Here is a 15,310-nt window from a genome sequence, read left to right as displayed (position 1 = left end):
TTCCTAGAAAAAGGTGATCTCGCTAGTCTGCATTTTGCCCGGCGCGGCGTGGGCGGGCGGCCGCCTGCCGTGTACCGCGTGCTGTTCGTCGGTGCTGTAGGTTTTTTTCAGGTCGCGCAGCCAGGCTTCCCCGTCCAGCGGCCGGCCCTGGTCCAGCGCGTGGCGGAGTCGCTCGGCATCCGCCTGGACGTGGCCGAGGATTTGCGCGACGCGATCCTGGAACTGCAGTTCGACGAGTATCTGGTTCAGCGTGGCATCGACGGCGGCATGGATGCCGCGCATCCTGTCGAGGCGCGCTTCCTGTTCGCGGGCATTGCCGTCCAGGCGCTGCAGGAGGTCGCGGACCACCTTCTCGGCGTCGCCGAGCAATCGGCTGGCATCGCCGCTGCTCGCGGTGGCCGCCTGGATGACATGGTGGATCGTCCGCGTCACCGAACTTACCTGCTCGGTTATGCGTTTTCCCGTGTCGCCCGATGCCGTCGATAGTTTGCCAATCTCGTCGGCGACGATGGCGAAGCCTCGCCCCGACTCGCCGGCGCGGGCAGCCTCGATGGCGGCGTTGAGGGCCAGCAGGTCGGTCTGTTTGGCGAGCTCCCGCACATCCCCGGCCATGCTGGAAAGGTCGCCGACCAGCCCGGTCATCGCATGCAGTTCGGCGAGCAGGCCGGCCCGCCGGTTCTGGCTTTCCTCGAGCGCGGCGAATGCTTTCGGCAGCTCGCATTCCGCTTCGCGGATCAGGCCGATGACGCTGTCGCCGTCGATGCCGGGCAGTGCGATGCCGGCCTCCAGCTCGTGCTTCATCCTGGCGAATTGTTCGCTCAGCCCGTCGGCGGCCTTGCCGGTCTGGCTTTTTGCCAGTTCGATGTGGCGATTCCACAGGGGGAGCAGTTCCCCCAGAAGGTTTTCCAGTTTTGACGAAAATGCCGGATTTACGGTGTCGGAGGTACCGGGGTGGGCGCCGCCGGGGGGCGGAGCAAGGCCGAAGATCAGCCAGGCGCCTTGGGCCAGGAGCGCGCCCGCGACGAGCCAGAACGGCCACGCGCCACCGCCAAGCCAGACCAGCAGTCCGGACAGCAGCAGGTTTCCCGCAAGGTGCGCAATACGAAATCCAGGCATGGAGTCGTCTCTCCAGGGGTTGGCCAGGGAGGCCGCAGTGACGATGGCCGCTTCTTGCCACCGGCTGCGTGGCGATTGTTAGTATTGCAGAATATTTTGTTTTTGCGGAATTTTTCGGGCGGTTTTCCAAGGGCGGTGCCGCCTGGCCTGGCGGCGGGAAGGGGAGAGGCCGGCACGGGCGGGTCCGGCTCGGCCATCTCTCACGCTTGCCCGTCGGCGCGGACTCAATCCATCGCCCGGCAGACCACCTCCAGCACGTCGCGGCTGAGACCGGGGTGGTCGCGGAGGCGCTCCAGGGCCTGGCGGGCATGCTGCTGCCGGCCGCTGTCGAACTTCTTCCAGCGGTCGAAGCAGCGGGCGAGGCGCGAGGCGACCTGCGGGTTCTTGTCGTGCAGGTCGAGGATGCGCTCGGCGATGAAGGCGTAGCCGCTGCCGTCGGCGGCGTTGAAGCGGACGAGGTTGGCGCCGAAGTTGCGGATCAGGGCGTAGATCTTGTTCGGGTTGGTGGCGTCGAACGCCGGGTGGGCGGTCAGCGCCTTGACCGTGGCCAGCGTGTCCGGACGGCGGCTGGTCGACTGCACGGCCAGCCACTTGTCGACGACCAGCGCCTCGTCCTGCCAGCGCCGGTAGAAATCGGCCAGCGCCTGGTCGCGCTGCGGGCAGGTGGCGGCGGTGACGTTGGCCAGCGCCGCCAGCGCGGCGAACTGGTCGGTCATGTTGTCGGCCGTGCTGAACTGCTGCAGCGCCATCTGGCGCGCGGCATCGGTGTCGAGTTCGAGCAGGTAGCCGAGGCAGACGTTGCGCAGGGCGCGGCGGCCGGCCTGTTCGCTGCTCGGGGCATACGGCTCGGTCACGGCGAGCGCCGCGTAGAGGCCGGAAAACTCGCCTTCGAGCTCCTCGGCCAGGTGGCGGCGCAGCGCATTGCGGGCGGCGTGCAGGGCGTCCGGATCGACCGGGTCGAGCAGTTCGGCGAGCGTGCCTTCGCCGGGCAGGGTCAGGGCTTCGGCGACGAAGGCGGCGCCGCGTCGGGCCTGCGTCTGCAGCAGGCGGCGGCAGGCGGCGGCGAAGGTTTCCGGCCAGACCGGCGGGCGCCCGTCGGCGATGGCTTGCGTGGCGTCGAGGATCAGCGTCGTGGCGAGCCGTTGGCCGGCCTCCCAGGCATTGAACGGATCGGGCTCGTGAGCGAGAAGCAGGGCCAGCTGTTCCGGCGCGTAGTCGAAATCGAGATAGACCGGCGCCGAGAAGTCGCGCAGCAGCGAGGGCACCGGTGCGCCGGCGATATCGTCGAAGACGAAGGACTGGCTGGCGGCGGTCAGTTGCAGCAGGCGCTCGCTACCCGGCAGCAGCGTGCCGTCCGCGGCGAACAGCGCGATGCGGATCGGGATCAGGGTGGGGGCGTCGTCCGCGGCGCGGCGGTTGGATTGCGTGCAGGTCAGCGTGTAGGTTTGCGACTCGGCATCGTAATGGCCATCCACGGCGACATGCGGCGTGCCCGGCTGGTTGTACCAGCGCATGAATTGCGCGAAGTCGAAGCCGGAGGCGGCGGCCATGGCGGCGACGAAATCCTCGCAGGTCACCGCCTGGCCGTCGTGACGGCGGAAGTATTCGTCCATGCCGGCGCGGAACGCGTCGCGACCGATCAGGGTCTGGATCATGCGGATGACCTCGGCGCCCTTTTCATAGACGGTGGCGGTGTAGAAATTGTTGATCTCGACGAAGCTGGCCGGGCGGATCGGATGCGCCATCGGGCCGGCATCCTCCGGGAACTGCGCGGCGCGCAGGCCGCGCACCTCGCGGATGCGGGCGGTCTGGCGATTGTGCAGATCGGCGCCGAATTCCTGGTCGCGGAAGACGGTCAGGCCTTCCTTCAGCGACAGCTGGAACCAGTCGCGGCAGGTCACGCGGTTGCCGGTCCAGTTGTGGAAATACTCGTGGGCGACGACGCGGTCGATGTTCTCGAAATCGACGTCGGTGGCGACATCGGGGCGGGCCAGCACGTACTTGGTGTTGAAGATGTTGAGGCCCTTGTTCTCCATGGCGCCCATGTTGAAGTCGCCGACGGCGACGATCATGTAGTGGTCGAGGTCGCATTCCAGGCCGAAGCGTTCCTCGTCCCAGCGCATGGATTTTTTCAAGGCATCCATGGCGTGCGGGCACTGGTCGAGCTTGCCCGGCTCGACGTAGATGGCGAGCTGCACGTCGCGGCCGGAGGCGGTGCGGAAGCGGTCGCGCAGCACGTCGAGCTTGCCGGCGACGACGGCGAACAGGTAGGCCGGCTTCTTGAACGGGTCTTCCCAGGTCGCCCAGTGGCGGCCGTCGGCTTCGTCGCCGGCGGCGACCGGGTTGCCGTTGGCGAGCAGGACCGGGAAAGCGGCCTTGTCGGCATGCAGGGTCACCGTGTAGGTCGCCATGACGTCCGGACGGTCGAGGAACCAGGTGATGCGGCGGAAGCCCTGTGCCTCGCACTGGGTGAAATAGCCGTCCTTGGAGCGGTAGAAGCCGGACAGGCAGGTGTTCAGGTCGGGCTGGATGCGCACTACGGTGCGCAGGGTAAAGCTGTCCGGCAGGTCGGCCAGGGTCAGCGTCGTCGGCGTTTCCGCTGTCGGCCAGGGATTGCCGTCGACCGTCACGGCCAGGGTTTCGAGTTCCGCGCCGTCGAGCACCAGCGGCTGGCCGGGGCGCTCGTCATTGCGGCGCATGGCCAGCGTCGCGGTGACGGTGGTGTGGCCGGCTTCGATGACGAAATCGAGATCGACCTGGTCGACCCGGAAAGCGGGCGGGGTGTAATCCTTGAGATAGATGGTTTGGGGCGTGTCGGTTTTCATCGTGCGGGGCGCTGGTGTCGTTCAAGCGCCCGATGATACGCCAAGCCGCCGCCCGGGAGCGGCTTGGCCGGCGAGGCGTCAGTCGCGGTCGCCGCGCCCGCGCCCGTGACCATGGCCGTGGTCATGACCGCGCCCACTGCCGCCGCGATCCTCGTAGCGGTCGTGGTCGCGATGGCCATCCCGGTAGCCGTCGCGGTATTCGTCGCGGTCGTGGTGGTGATGGCGCTCGCGGTAGACCGGCACGTATTCGTTGCGGTACCAGTCGTCCTGCACGAAATAGACCGGCCGGCCGCAGGCGCTGTAGCGGTCGCAGTAGCGGTGCCATTTCTTGGCGTGGCCGGGCGGTACGCGCAGGTAGAGGGGCGGATAGGCGATGCGGGCCGGGCGGATGATCATCGGTTCGGCGTAGATCAGCGGCGGCGGGGGAAAGCCGCCGATATCGATGCGGCCGTAGAAGCCCGGCTGGCCGATGCTGACGGAGACCTGGGCGGAGGCCGTGGTGGCGAGCAGCAGGGTAAGCAGCGTGGCGGAGAGAAGGTGGCGTAAGGACATGGTTCTGTTTCCTTCGGGAAGATACCCATTTAACGACAGAGCCGCCGCATCGGGGGACAGTGCAGGCAAAAAAAGATGTCGCCTGTTCCCGACAAATGCCGGGCGACGGAGGCAGGAGGACGCCGAAAGGCTGACGGGGCGGGGTGTGACAATATGACGCACCGAATTGGTGCGCGTTTTTGATGTGCCGCAAGTAGCATGTGCGCCTGCCGAAAGTAGTATCTGCGCCCTTGCCCCGGTCAGGGGAGTCATCAAACTGGATCAATCAATGAAAACTGCAATGCCTGCCGCAGCCCAGCCGTTTTTTACCCTGCGCCCGCTGGCGCTGGCCATGCTGGCCCTGGCGGCGATGCCGAGCTGGGCTGACGGCGAGGGCAAGGTGCCGACCCTGGCCGACGTCGTCGTCCGCGACAGCGTCGCGATCGACCCGGCCGGCCTGGCCCGGAAATCGACGACCGGCAGCCGGCTCGAACTCGGCGTCAAGGAAACCCCGGCCTCGGTCACCGTCATCGACCGCGAACTGATCGAGGCGCGCGGGGCCGAGAACACGCAGGAGATCATCAAGGGCATTCCCGGGGTGACCGCGTCGTCGGCGCCGGGCAGCCCCGGCCAGGTCTTCTACCGCGGCTTCACCTCGGGCAGCGTGACCCAGCTGTTCAACGGCATCACCGTGCAGTACGACGTGATTGCCGCACGGCCGGTCGATAGCTGGATCTACGACCGCGTCGAGGCCATCGGCGGGCCGTCCAGTTTCCTGTTCGGCGCCGGCGCCATCGGCGGCTCGATCAACTACGTCACCAAGCTGGCCAGTCGCGACGGCGATTTCTCCGAAGCGCGCCTCGGCGTCGGCAGCTACAACGCGCTGCAGATGGCGGCGGGCTTCAACCGGAAGCTGGGCGCCAGCAACGTGCTGCGCCTGGATGTCAGCCGCAACACCGGCGGCGCCTGGAGCGACCACACCGAGCGCGAGGCCGTGCAGCTGGCCGGTTCGTGGCTGGTCGACCTGGCGCCCGGGCTGAGTCATACCCTGGCGCTCGAATACCAGAAGGAGACGGTCGACCGTCCGTACTGGGGCACGCCGGTGCTCAAGCCGCTTGGCGGCCGCATCGCCATCGACGAGGGGACGCGCTTCAAGAACTACAATTCCACCGACGGCCTCTACGAGCAAACCGTGCGCTGGGCGCGTTCGATCGTCGATTACCGCGCCTCGGACAAGCTCAGCCTGCGCAATACCTTCTATCACTACGATGCCCTGCGCGACTATCGCAACGTCGAGACCTACGAATTCAACGCCGGCAACACCCAGGTCTCCCGCTCGGGCGCGCTGCTGCAGCGCCATGACCAGAGCGTCAACGGCAATCGCCTCGAACTCTCGCTCGACCAGCCGCTGGGTTCGCTGAAGAGCAACTGGGCCGGCGGCGTCGACTACAGCGTCAACAAGCAGACGCGCTTCCCGCGCTCGGTGACCGGGCCGTTCGGCAATGTCGATCCGTATGCCTTCAATACCGAGAGCTTCTTCAGCCTGCCCGGCATGACGCCCGGTTTCACGCCCAATCGCAGCAACGAGGTGACGACGCTGGCCGTCTTCCTCGAGAATCGCACCTTCCTGACCCCCGCGCTGTCGCTGCTGAGCGGCCTGCGCCAGGAGCGCATCGATCTCGAGGTGACCAACCACCAGGCGGCGAGCGCCAGCAATCCGGCCTATTTCGCGCGCCGCTACAAGCCGCTCACCGGCCGCCTGGCGCTGAACTACGACCTGACGCCGAATGCCAGCGCCTACATCCAGTACAGCACGGCGGCCGACCCGCCGGCCGGCATCCTGACCACGGCGACCTTCGGCCAGGTGAAGGATTTCGCGCTGACCACCGGCAAGCAGGTCGAGGCCGGCAGCAAATGGTTCTTCGACGAGGGCAAGGGGACGGCGACCGTCGCGGTGTATGAGATCACGCGCAACAATTTTGCGGTGGCCAACCCGAGCCAGCCGTCAACGACGGTGCCGGTCGGCCAGCAGACTTCGCGCGGCATCGAGCTGAGCGGCTCCTACCGCGTGATGCCCGGCGTGCAGCTGGCCGGCAACTACGGCCTGGTCAAGGCGCGCTACGACGACTTTACGGAAAGCGTGGGCGGCGTCGCGGTGTCGCGCGCCGGCTACCAGCCGACCAACACGCCCCGCCAGGTCGGCAACCTGTGGCTGACCTGGTCGCCGCTGGCCAATGTGCAGCTCGGCGGCGACCTGCGTCACGTCGGCGCCCGCTTCGCCGACAGCGCCAACACGATCGACGAGGGCAGCTACAATCTGTTCGGCGCCTTCGCCTCGTACAAGCTGGACCGGAGCACGACCTTGACCCTGCGCGCGCGCAACCTGACCGACAAGATTTATTCCGAGTTCCTGAGCGGTACCGGCGCCATGGCCTACCTCGGGGCGCCGCGCACCGTCGACCTGTCGATTCATGCTCGCTTCTGAGTCGGCTCGCCGCAGCGCCGAGGGCGCTCCGTGAAGCGCTGGGTGTACCTGGCGCATCGCTGGCTGGGCATCGCCCTGTGCTGGCTGATGGCGCTGTGGTTCCTCAGCGGGGTGGTCATGATGTACGTCGGCTACCCCAAGCTGACCCCGGGCGAGCGCCTGCGCACCCTGCCGGCGCTGGCCGCGGATTGCTGCCCGGTGCCGCCGGAGCGGGCGTTCGAACTGGCCGGCGCCGGCATCCAGTCGCTGCGCCTGACCAGCATCGGCGAGCGGGCCGTTTACGTGGCGACGCTGCCGGGGCAGCGCTACCTGACGGTCGATGCCGGGAGTGGCGAGGCGCTGGAAAGGGTCGATGCGGCGCAGGCTTTGCGTTCGGCCGCGCCCTTCGCGCCGGGCCGGGCGCTGGCCTACGAAGGCACGCTGGCCGAGGATGCGTGGACGCATTCCAAGGCGCTGGCCGGCCATCGCCCGTTGCATCGCGTGGCCGACGACGCCGGCGGGCTGTATTACGTTTCGTCGGCTTCCGGCGAAGTCGTCAGGGATGTCAGCCCGGTCGAGCGCAGCTGGGGCTGGATCGGCGCCTGGCTGCACTGGGTCTATCCCTTGCGCGGCGGCAGCGTCGATTTCGCGTGGAGCGATTTCGTCATCTACAGCAGCCTGGCCGGTTCGCTGCTCGCCTTGTGCGGCATCCTGGTCGGCATCTGGCGCTGGCGGCGCGCCGGCTACGCCAGCGGCCGGCACACGCCCTACCGCTCGGCGATGATGCGCTGGCACCATTACCTCGGCCTGGTCGGCGGCGTGTTTGCCCTGACCTGGGTGCTGAGCGGCCTGTTCTCGATGAATCCCTGGCGTCTCTTCGATTCGGGGGCGCCGGCCTTGCAGCAGTCGCCGCTGCGCGCCGAGGATCTTGCCGGGCTGGCCCCGGCGACGGCCTTGCGCCGGCTCGACGCCGCCGGGCAGCGGAGCGTCGAATTGCTCTGGCAGCCGCTGGCCGGGCGGCTGTACGCGGTCGCCTGCGACGCGCAAGGCGGGCAGCGCCTGATCGACTGGCGGGCGGACGGCACGGTGTCGTCCGGCCATGCGCTGCCGCATCTCGCCGAAGCCGGCCGGGCGATGCTGCCCGGCGCCCGGCTGGTCGACGAATCGCTGCAGGCCGAATACGACTGGCACTACTACGCGCGCGCCGAGCACACCATGGGCGGCCACCTGGAGCGGCCGCTGCCGGTGCTGCGCCTGCGCTTCGACGACCCGGCCGGAACCTGGCTCTACCTCGATCCGGCGAGCGGCCGCGTCGTCCAGCGCCTGGATGCCCATCGCCGGGCGCAGCGCATCTTGTTCGCCTTCCTGCACAGCTGGGACTGGCGCTTCCTGCTCGACAAGCGCCCGCTGTGGGATGTGCTGCTCGTCGCGGCCAGTTTGCTGGGCTTCCTGCTCAGCGTCAGCGGCGCGGTGATCGGCTGGCGGCGCCTGAACCGCCGCCGGGGCAAGCATGGTGATCTGCTTCGCAATTAGCCGAACATGAAAGCTTGTCTTTGCCCCTCTGGCGTTGTTGCTCATCCTCGCGATAGCACCGGCTATCGCTGCGGTTCGCGCCTAGCCGGAGTGGCAAATCCGGCACTTTCATTCAGTCCGGCCAATTACGAAGCAGACCACTACAGGGGCTTGACCGGAATGCACAGCTGGCAGCTGAATATCCCGGTCACCGGGTCATTTTCGGCATCGACCGGGTAGTGCTCGAAGAACGGGCGGCTGTCGATCTGCAGTCCGCTGCCGGGTAGCCAGTCGCGCAGGAATTCGATCCACGCCCGGCCGATGCCCGGGCCGTCGCCGCGGTAGGCGGCCAGCGCGTAAGCTCCGCCAGGCAGCAGGGCGACGCCGGCCTGCCCGCCGGGGTGGAAATCGGCGGGAATCTCGACGCAGGCATCGTAGCGGCAGTTGGCCGGGGCGGTGATCCCCGGGTCGTCGTGGCCGATGCCGTAGCAGGGGCGGCCCTCCAGCTGCTTGGCGCGCATCCAGGGCAGGAATTGCTGTTGCCAGAAGGCGGCGATCGACGGGCCATAGGGGCCGATGTGCCGCAGGTAGGCGACGCGGGTCGGGGGCAGGGTGGCGAGGGTGACTTGCATGCTGAACTCCTGGAGAGGTGGGTTGAAGACCCCAGGATTGTCACGTTCTGTCGCATTCGCCTCCTGATCCGGCTTGCGCAGGACCTGATCGGGATTGCTCCGACGGCGGACATGCAGCAGTTCGCTGTTCCAGCGTGCCGCGGTGGTCGCCCGCCAGGCGCTCGGGGTTTGTCCGAAATGCAGTTTGAAGGCGCGCGAAAAGGCTTCGCCGGAGCCGAAGCCGACGCCCAGTGCGATGTGCAGGATCGGTTGCCCAAGCTGGCCGGCCAGCCGGGCGGCGGCGATCTCGAGACGGCGGCGGCGCACGTAGTCGCCCAGCGTCTCGCCCATCCAGGCGGAAAAAACCCGGTGGAAGTGGTACGGCGAGAAATGGGCGACTTCGGCCAGCGCTGCGACTTCCAGCGCCTCGTCGAGGTGGGCGTCGATATGGTCGAGGACGCGGTTCATCCGCTGCGTATAGGCGGCCAGCGGCGTCGGCCGTTCGCGGCGGACGGTCGCGCCGCGCAGGGGGCGACCGAGGCGACGGGGCGGCTGTGCCATGTCAGCGGCGCGCCGGGCCGGCGCTCATCTCGAACACCGCGCTCAGCCCTTGCGCCGCCAGACCTGCCAGCGCTCGCGGCCGGCGAAGACGGGGATCGAGTCGGCCGCCGGGCGCTCCTCGAGTCGCTCGAAGGCCGGCTGCAGCAGGGCCTCGAGCTGTTCCGGCAGGATGCCGAAAGGCGGCCCCTTGAGCTGGTCGCAGACGAAGAAATAACCGGCGAGCAGGCCGCCGGCCGGCAGCAGTTCGGCGACGCGTCGGCCCCAGTCGTCCCACAGCTTGCGCGGCAGGGCACAGAGGAAGGCGCGTTCGTAGATGAGGTCGAGCGCTGCCGGCGGTTGCCACTGGAAGAAATCGGCGCACACCAGGTCGACCGGGGCGTCGCCGAGGATGCCGCGGGCCGTTTCGATGGCCACCGGCGAGAAGTCGAGCGCGCTGACCGGCCATTGGCGGGCGGCGAGGTGAGCGGCTTCCCAGGCGCTGCCGCAGCCGGGGATGAGCGTGCGCAGCGGCGCCGCTTGCCGGCCGACGAAGGCGGAAAAATCGTCGGGCACCTTGCCGGCGTCCCAGGGGGTGGTGCCGGCGCCGAAACGCTTGCTCCAGAAATCCGGGTGCTCCGGTCGCTGGTCGGCGGATTTTTCGGGGGGCGAGGTGTCGGTTTCCTGGTTCATTTCCGCAGTTTCTTGCTGGCGTTGTCGATGCCGTCGTCGAGATAGCTCTGGTAGAAGTCGGGTAGGCGGGCGCCGACGATGGGGTCGGCGAGTTGCCGGCCATCCGGGCCGTAGAAGGCGACCACCGGCACCAGCCTGATCTTTTCGTCGCCGGCAAAGCGGGCGTGGGTGGTTTTTTCGCCGCCGAAGGCGATCAGCGCCTGTTCGCTGTCCTGGCGGATTTCGCGGATGACCGGGCGCTTGCCGTTGCGCGGCTGGCGGCTCATCGGTTCCAGGTAGTCGCGCTTGATCGCGGTGCAGAACTTGCAGTCGTCGCGGCTGTAGATGACGACTAGCGGCACGCCGGCCTGCGCGGCGGCGGCGGACTCGGCGCGCAGGTCGCGCGCCGGCGGAACACCGGATGGATCAAGAGCGGCAGCGGGGGCGCATGCTAGAATCAGCCCTCCCAAAAGCCCTGCCAAGTGACGCACCATGTCCGTTCCTTCCAAAATCGTCATTGCCTCCCGCGAATCCCGCCTTGCCATGTGGCAGGCCGTTCATGTCCAAGGCCGCCTGTCCGAACTCAATCCGGGAGCCGAAGTGGTCATTCTAGGCATGACCACCAAGGGTGACCAGATTCTTGATCGCCCGCTCGCCGAAATCGGCGGCAAGGGCCTGTTCATCAAGGAGCTGGAAGTCGCCATGCAGGAAGGCAAGGCCCATCTCGCCGTGCATTCGATGAAGGACGTGCCGATGGTGATGCCGGAAGGCTTCGTGCTGGCCGCCATCTCGGCCCGCGAGAACCCGCGCGACGCCTTCGTCTCGAACAAATACAACGGCCTCGACGACCTGCCGGCCGGCGCCGTGGTCGGCACCTCCAGCCTGCGCCGCGAAGCCATCCTGCGCGCCAGATACCCGCAGCTGGTGATCAAGAGCCTGCGCGGCAACCTCGATACCCGCCTGCGCAAGCTGGATGCCGGCGAGTACGACGCGATCATCCTCGCCGCCGCCGGCCTGATCCGCCTCGGCCTCAAGGAGCGCATCAAGGCCGTGCTGACGCCGGAGCAGTCGCTGCCGGCGCCGGGCCAGGGCGCGCTGGGCATCGAGCTGGTCGACGGCGATGCCGCCATGGCCGGCGTCGTCGCGCCGCTCAACGATGCCGATACGGCTCACTGCGTCAAGGCCGAGCGCGCCTTCTCGCGCGCCCTCGGCGGCTCCTGCCAGGTGCCGCTGGGCGGCTACGCGGTGATCGACAACGGCCAGCTGTGGCTGCGCGGATTCGTCGCCACCGCCGACGGCAAGGAAATGGTCAGCGCCGAATTGCGCGGCAACCCGGCCGACGACGAAGCGCTGGGCCTCAAGCTGGCCGCCGAGCTGCGCGCCCAGGGCGCCGACGCCATCCTGGAAAAACTCGCCCACTGCAAATGAGCCGAGTGTTGTGTCGCACGCTATTCGGGTCATAAAACCGCGTAGTTGCCTCCGTGGCGGCCTGGCAAGTCCTCGCGATAGCGCGGGGTATCGCGGTTTGCGCCTTGCCGCGAGTCCGGCTGCATCGGTTTCGTCCGGCACTCCATAACATGCGGCACAGCACTGGCGGCCCGCTGATCGGCCGAACCATCGTCGTCACCCGGCCGCTGGCGCAGGCGGCACCGCTGGCCGAGGCCATTGCGGCGGCCGGCGGCAGGCCGCTGGTTTTCCCCCTGCTCGAGATCGCGCCGGCGAGCGACCCGCGCCCGCTGGCCGATGCCGTGGACCGGCTGGCCGACTATGCGCTGGCCGTGTTCATCAGCCCGAACGCCGTCGATTACGCCTTGCCCGCCATTCTCGAGCGCGCTGCCTGGCCGGCCGCCCTGGTGCCGGCGGCCGTCGGCCAGGGAACGGTCAAGGCGCTGGCGCTGCACGGCGTCGCCGGTTGCGTCGCGCCGACCCAGCGCTTCGATTCGGAAGCCTTGCTCGAACTCCCCGAACTGGCCGGCGAGCGGGTCAATGGGCGCCGCGTCGCCATTTTTCGCGGCGACGGCGGCCGCGAACTGCTCGCGGATACCTTGCGCGCACGCGGCGCAACGGTCGATTGCGTGACCTGCTACCGCCGCTCCGGCCCGTCCGCCGGTCTGGCGCCGCTGCTGTCGGCCTGGCGGGAGGGGCGCCTCGATGCGCTCACGGTCTCGAGCAGCGAGGGCTTGCGCTACCTGGTCGACCGGCTCGACGACGAAGGCCGGGCTTTCCTGCACGCCACCCCGCTGTTCGTGCCGCATTTCCGGATCGCCGAAAATGCCCGGGCTTTGGGTTTAAGCAACATTATCCTCACCGATGCCGCCGACGCCGGCATTCTTGCCGGCTTAGGTGCTTATAATTGGCCGAAATGATGCCTGACAACGATACTTCCCCCCTCCAGAGTCCCGCTCCCACGCCGCTTTCGTCACGCCGCTCCGGTCGTCTCGGACTGAGCCTGGCCGTTGCCGTCGCCGCCCTGGCCCTGGCCGGCTGGCAATGGTTCGAAACCCGCCAGAAACTGAACGACCTGCAGCAGGAAGTCAGCCGCCAGCTGGGCGACTTCGATACCGGCCACAAGGAAGAGCGCGGCGCCCAGAAGCAGACGCGCGAGCAGCTCGAGGCGCTGCAGGCCAAGCTCGGCGCCTTCGAAGGTCGTTTCGCCGAATTCCAGGCGCAGACCGAGGCGCTCAAGACGCTGAACCAGGATATCGCCCGCGGCCGCGAGGAAGCGACCCTGCTCGAGGTCGAGCAGGCCATCACGCTGGCCGGGCAGCAACTGCAGCTGGCCGGCAACGTGCCGGTCGCGGTGCTCGCCCTGCAGACCGCCGACTCGCGCCTGGCCCGCCTCGACCGTCCGGCCCATCTGCCGCTGCGCAAGGCGCTGGCCAAGGATCTCGAGCGCCTGAACGCGCTGCCCTTCGTCGATATGCCCGGCGTCAGCCTGCGTCTCGAGCAGTTGATTCACGGCATCGACAAGCTGCCGCTGACCGCCTACGGGCGCCCGGTGGAGAAGAGCGAAGCCCAGAAGGCCGTGGCCGCCGCCCCGTGGTGGCAGCGCACCGGCGGCGAGGTCTGGCAGGAACTCAAGGGACTGGTCCGCATCCAGCGTTTCGACCGCGAGGACCCGGCGCTGCTCGCGCCCGGCCAGGGCTATTTCCTGCGCGAAAACCTCAAGCTGCGCCTGCTCAACGCCCGCCTGGCCCTGTTTTCGCGCGACCAATGGACCTACCGCAACGAGTTGAAGGTCGCCCAGGAGTGGCTGGGCAAGCACTTCGATGCCAATGACAAGGCGGTTGCATCGGCGCAATCGACGCTGCGCCAGATGTCGGCGGCCGAGATCAATGTCGAGCTCCCGAATTTGAACGACACCCAGGCCGCGTTGCGCAGCCTGCGCCAGGGCAGGGACAAGCGGTGAGAGGGCTGTTCTGGGTCGTTGTCCTGTTCGTGGCAGCCGTTGCGGTCGCCCTCGGCGCCCGCTTGAACGACGGCTACCTGTTGCTCGTGGTGCCGCCGTGGCGCGTCGAGATTTCGCTGAACCTATTCGTCGTGCTGCTGTTCGGCCTCTTCCTCGCCTTCTACGCGGCGATGCGCGTCACCTCGGCGACCCTCGGGCTGCCGAAACGGGTCCGCGACTATCGTGCCCGTCGTCAGCGCGATCAGGCCGGGCAGGTATTCCAGGATGCCGTGCGCCTGCTCTTCGAGGGACGCTTCGGGCAGGCCATGAAGAGGGCCGGCGAAGCCCACGGTGCCGGCACGGCGCCCGGCCTGTCGGCCTTGATTGCCGCGCGGGCCGCCCAGCGCATGCGCGAGCCGGAAAAGCAGCAATACTGGCTGGAGCATGCCAGGACCGACGACCCGCGGACCGAAGCCGCCACCCTGATGCTCGATGCCGAAATGGCCAACGAGGAACGCCGCTTCGCCGATGCCCTGGCTGCCCTGGGGCGTCTGCAGGGCAAGCTGGGGCGGCATATCGCCGCGCTGCGCCTGGAGTTGCGGGCGCGCCAGGGCAGTGGCGACTGGGACGGCGTGCTCAAGCTGGTACGCCAGCTGGCCAAGCGCGACGCGCTGCCGCCGGAAGTGGTGGTGGAAATCCGCACCCAGGCGCATCTGGCCAATATCGCCAAGCGCCGCAGCGATCAGGGACAACTGGTCGCCTACCTGCGCGGCCTGCCGGAGGAAGAGCGCGGCCGGCGCGTGTCGCTGGCGGCGGCCAAGGCGCTGACCGCGCTCGATACCGAGGGCGAAGCGCAGAAGCTGATCGAGGCGGCGCTCGACAAGGCCGGCGGCGACGCCTGGCAATCGGAACTGGCCGCCATCTACGGCCGCCTGGCGCGCGGCGAACAGACGACCCGCATTGCCCGGGCGGAAGGCTGGCTGCTCCATCATCCGGGCGATGCCGTGCTGCTGCTCGCCCTGGGCCGGATGTGCCAGCGCCAGCGCCTGTGGGGCAAGGCGCAAAGTTACCTGGAAGCGTCGTTGTCGGTCCGGGCGACGCAGGAGGCGCATCTCGCGCTGGCCCGCCTGCTCGACGAACTCGACAAGGCGGACGAAGCCAACAAACACTACCGGGCCAGCGCCCAGCTCAACGCAAGCTAGTAGCCCAGCCCAGAGATTACGGAACATGAAAACTCGCCTTTGCGCTGCTGGCGTTGTTGCTCATCCTCGCGATAGCTTCGGCTATCGCTGTGGTTCGCGCCTAGCCGGCAACGCAAATTCTTCGCTTTCATTTTGTTCCGCAATCTCTGGGCTAGGCTACAAGGCGCACCCAAGACGAGGAGAGGGAAAATGCTGAATATCGATCTGCGGAAAATCTACAATTTCTACCCGGTCGAGCCGGCTCCCGATCCGCATGCGCTCCCGACCGGTGGCGACGTCTATTACGAATGCCTCGAATGCGCGGTGGTCGTCAATTCGGTGCCGCACATCAAGGCCGCCTGCGCCTGCGGCAACCTGGCGGGCGGGGGCGGGAAAATGGGGGTCAAGGACCCGACGCGTGTCCGTGTGGTCAAGGGCAAGCTGAAATAGTTGCTAGTCATTAGTTATTCGTT

General features: G+C 67.9%; 13 protein-coding genes. 7 read left to right on the top strand and 6 right to left on the bottom strand.

All coding sequences use genetic code 11. The features are described from left to right. Window positions 1-3: 3 nt before the first annotated feature. From Q0P59_RS05300 to Q0P59_RS05290, 3 genes are all read right to left on the bottom strand, one after another. The gene (locus Q0P59_RS05300; protein ID WP_295004325.1) at window positions 4-1,116 is read right to left on the bottom strand and encodes a methyl-accepting chemotaxis protein; all 1,113 of its coding nucleotides are present in this window, start codon (window positions 1,114-1,116) and stop codon (window positions 4-6) included. Between the two features lie 224 nt (window positions 1,117-1,340). Beyond that, window positions 1,341-3,941, bottom strand: coding sequence for an aminopeptidase N (gene pepN, locus Q0P59_RS05295; protein WP_295004323.1), 2,601 nt, complete (start codon window positions 3,939-3,941; stop codon window positions 1,341-1,343). A 78-nt stretch (window positions 3,942-4,019) separates the two neighbouring features. Further along, the gene (locus tag Q0P59_RS05290) at window positions 4,020-4,493 is read right to left on the bottom strand and encodes a hypothetical protein (RefSeq protein ID WP_295004322.1); all 474 of its coding nucleotides are present in this window, start codon (window positions 4,491-4,493) and stop codon (window positions 4,020-4,022) included. Window positions 4,494-4,761: 268 nt separating this feature from the next. On the opposite strand from Q0P59_RS05290, the gene Q0P59_RS05285 reads away from it, so the two are divergent. Then, complete coding sequence (locus Q0P59_RS05285; RefSeq protein WP_295004320.1) at window positions 4,762-6,957, top strand: TonB-dependent receptor; 2,196 nt, start codon at window positions 4,762-4,764, stop codon at window positions 6,955-6,957. A 30-nt stretch (window positions 6,958-6,987) separates the two neighbouring features. Continuing rightward, window positions 6,988-8,469, top strand: coding sequence for a PepSY domain-containing protein (locus tag Q0P59_RS05280; protein WP_295004318.1), 1,482 nt, complete (start codon window positions 6,988-6,990; stop codon window positions 8,467-8,469). 140 nt (window positions 8,470-8,609) lie between these two features. Here the strand turns inward: Q0P59_RS05280 and Q0P59_RS05275 are convergent, their stop codons facing one another. Genes Q0P59_RS05275 through Q0P59_RS05265 form a run of 3 tightly spaced genes read right to left on the bottom strand, consistent with a single transcriptional unit; the run spans window position 8,610 to window position 10,762 of the window. Next, a complete protein-coding gene (locus Q0P59_RS05275) occupies window positions 8,610-9,620 on the bottom strand; it encodes a GyrI-like domain-containing protein (protein ID WP_295004315.1) in 1,011 nt (336 codons plus the stop codon). 42 nt (window positions 9,621-9,662) lie between these two features. After that, window positions 9,663-10,289, bottom strand: a complete 627-nt coding sequence (locus Q0P59_RS05270) for a methyltransferase domain-containing protein (protein ID WP_295004313.1) — start codon at window positions 10,287-10,289, stop codon at window positions 9,663-9,665. Next, window positions 10,286-10,762, bottom strand: a complete 477-nt coding sequence (locus Q0P59_RS05265) for a thioredoxin family protein (RefSeq protein ID WP_295004312.1) — start codon at window positions 10,760-10,762, stop codon at window positions 10,286-10,288. The genes Q0P59_RS05270 and Q0P59_RS05265 overlap by 4 nt, the downstream gene beginning before the upstream one ends. On the opposite strand from Q0P59_RS05265, the gene hemC reads away from it, so the two are divergent. The 5 genes from hemC (at window position 10,761) to Q0P59_RS05240 (ending at window position 15,287) form a co-directional block, all read left to right on the top strand. Further along, window positions 10,761-11,696 (top strand): hydroxymethylbilane synthase, encoded by a 936-nt coding sequence (gene hemC, locus Q0P59_RS05260; RefSeq protein ID WP_295004310.1) that lies wholly within the window; start codon window positions 10,761-10,763, stop codon window positions 11,694-11,696. The two genes, Q0P59_RS05265 and hemC, sit on opposite strands and share 2 nt — an antisense overlap. 149 nt (window positions 11,697-11,845) lie before the next feature. Further along, window positions 11,846-12,634, top strand: a complete 789-nt coding sequence (locus Q0P59_RS05255) for a uroporphyrinogen-III synthase (RefSeq protein WP_295004308.1) — start codon at window positions 11,846-11,848, stop codon at window positions 12,632-12,634. Beyond that, the gene (locus Q0P59_RS05250) at window positions 12,634-13,677 is read left to right on the top strand and encodes a uroporphyrinogen-III C-methyltransferase (protein WP_295004306.1); all 1,044 of its coding nucleotides are present in this window, start codon (window positions 12,634-12,636) and stop codon (window positions 13,675-13,677) included. The genes Q0P59_RS05255 and Q0P59_RS05250 overlap by 1 nt, the downstream gene beginning before the upstream one ends. After that, window positions 13,674-14,858, top strand: a complete 1,185-nt coding sequence (locus Q0P59_RS05245) for a heme biosynthesis protein HemY (protein ID WP_295004304.1) — start codon at window positions 13,674-13,676, stop codon at window positions 14,856-14,858. Before Q0P59_RS05250 ends, Q0P59_RS05245 begins: the two co-directional genes overlap by 4 nt. A gap of 189 nt (window positions 14,859-15,047) precedes the next feature. After that, window positions 15,048-15,287, top strand: a complete 240-nt coding sequence (locus Q0P59_RS05240; protein ID WP_295004302.1) for a hypothetical protein — start codon at window positions 15,048-15,050, stop codon at window positions 15,285-15,287. The last annotated feature ends 23 nt before the right edge of the window (window positions 15,288-15,310 follow it).

The organism is uncultured Dechloromonas sp., assembly GCF_945957265.1.
In the GTDB taxonomy this organism is placed as follows: domain Bacteria; phylum Pseudomonadota; class Gammaproteobacteria; order Burkholderiales; family Rhodocyclaceae; genus Azonexus.
The sequence above is the reverse complement of the archived record's forward strand: the minus strand, read 5'-3'. Positions and strand labels throughout refer to the sequence as shown.